Annotated in this window: 1 pseudogene; it reads left to right on the top strand. The window is 62.5% G+C overall.

The window, feature by feature from the left end:
- Positions 1 to 563, top strand: a pseudogene (locus tag NKJ94_RS37505) (histidine kinase); the annotation flags it as partial.

Genomic DNA, 563 nt, shown 5'->3' with positions numbered 1-563 from the left:
GGCCTGGACTATCTCCAGCGGGTTGACGCCCAGTGGTCGCGGCACGCGACGGCGGAAGACGTCCGCCAGTCCTATGACCGATTGTGGCAGCGGCTCGGGTCTGGCTCGATCGAAGCACTGCTTGACCTGCCGCTGATGAGCGATCCGGATCGGCGCGCAACCATGGACGTGCTTACGGTCCTCACGTCGCCGGCCTTGTTCACCGACTTGAATCTTTTTCGCCTCGTCGTCGGTCGGATGGCGGCCCTCAGCTTGGAGCATGGCAACAGCGACGGATCATGCCTCGCCTATGCGTGGCTGGGCGGTATCCTCGGCACGTACTTCGGAGACTACAGGGCAGGGTTTCGCTTCGGCAGGCTTGGTTTGGATCTGGTCGAGAAGCGTGGGCTCGATCGCCTCAGTGCCCGCGTCTATCTGGTCTTCGCTGTCCACGTCGCGCACTGGACGCAGCAGTTGACGATCTGCCGCGTCTTCCTGCGACGCGCCTTCGACGCGGCGCAGAATGCCGGCGACCTTACTTATGCAGCATATAGCTGCATCGACGTGATCACGAATCGTTTCGC

Source organism: Mesorhizobium sp. M0060, assembly GCF_040323155.1.
GTDB lineage: Bacteria > Pseudomonadota > Alphaproteobacteria > Rhizobiales > Rhizobiaceae > Mesorhizobium.
This window is presented reverse-complemented; position numbering and strand designations above follow the sequence as displayed.